The sequence below is a fragment of the Nocardia stercoris genome (assembly GCF_003696265.1).
Taxonomy (GTDB): Bacteria; Actinomycetota; Actinomycetes; order Mycobacteriales; family Mycobacteriaceae; genus Nocardia; species Nocardia stercoris.
Genome location: NZ_RFFH01000052.1, coordinates 1 through 1,259, shown reverse-complemented (window position 1 = coordinate 1,259; position 1,259 = coordinate 1). Strand labels below are relative to the sequence as shown.

At 65.4% G+C, this 1,259-nt stretch carries 1 protein-coding gene; it reads right to left on the bottom strand.

The window, feature by feature from the left end; genetic code table 11:
• Positions 1 to 1,017: IS110 family RNA-guided transposase (locus tag EBN03_RS33525; RefSeq protein ID WP_122192185.1), on the bottom strand; the 1,017-nt coding region annotated here is incomplete at its 3' end.
• Positions 1,018 to 1,259: the final 242 nt, after the last annotated feature.

Below are 1,259 nucleotides of genomic sequence, written 5' to 3'. Positions count from 1 at the left end.
CACTTCTCGTGCAAGATAGCGTTTGAGACAGCGCAGGATTTCGGGGGTGGTCTTGCCGTCATGTTTGCGCCGTGCGGCGTAGGCCTTGGTGGCGTCGTGGTATCGCAGGCGGACAATGACGGCGGTGTGCAGGGCCTGGTTGGCTTGACGGTCGCCGCCGCGGTGTAGCCGGTGCCGGGTGGTCTTGCCCGATGAGGCGGGTATCGGCGCGACGCCGCAGAGGCGGGCGAACGCGGCCTCGGAGGTCAGCCGGTCGGGGTTGTCGCCGATCGAAATGACCAGGGCTGCAGCGGTATCCGGGCCGAGAGCGAACACTCCCATGGTGTTCGGTGCGACCTGTTCGAGGATCTTGCCCAGCTGTTGTTTGATCTGGTCGGCGTGGGCTTGCGAGTCGCCGATGCGTTGGGCGAGTGAGCGTAGTGCGAGTTTGGTGGCCTCGATTGGATCGGTCAACCGGCCAAGGTCGGGGTCAAATGCGTTGCAGGTGGTGATGAGCCGAGCGCGCGGCATCTTGCGCAGCTGGCCGCGGAGTTCTTCGGGGCTGGTGCCGATCAAGGAGCGCAGTGCGTTGAGGGCGATCGACATGGCCTTGACCGCGTTGTTGCGGGCCACGCGTAATGCCCGGACGGATTCGATGGCGCCGTCGCGGTTCTTCGGGGCGGTAACCTCCGAGCCGTCGAGTAGCCGACGCGCAGCGGCGTAGGCGTCTATTGCGTCGGATTTGCCTTGGGCGCGGCGTAGCCGCCGGTTCGGGCGAGGAACTTCGGCAACGTCGTAACCGTGCCGGCGCAGCTGCCGCGCCAGTTCCACCCCGTAAGAACCGGTGCCTTCGATCCCGACCCGAGCGACTACGCCGCTGCTCTTGATCCAATTCGAAGTTGCCTCATAGCCTGTTGAGGTCGTGGGGAATTCGCGGTCGGCGATTTTCTTGCCGTGTTCGCTGACGATGGCGACGTGATGGGTATCGGCGTGTGTGTCGACGCCGACGAAGATCGTCTGCGGGGGCGGGGTGGTCAATGTGTATCGGTCCTTCCTGACGCTGTTCGGCGCGGGTTCCCGATGCCGGCAGCGAAGGTAGGACAGGCCAGTCAGGGGACGCGATCTCGGCGCGGCATGCTCCTATCAGGTCACTCCCTCCGCGGCAGGACCTCGGGTTCTGCGCGGTCGGCGGGCCGCCATCGGCGCCAGCGGATCGACGGGTCCTTCGAAAGACACAACTCGAAGGTCGGTCAGGAAACTTCCGGGTCAGGTCCGCTAGG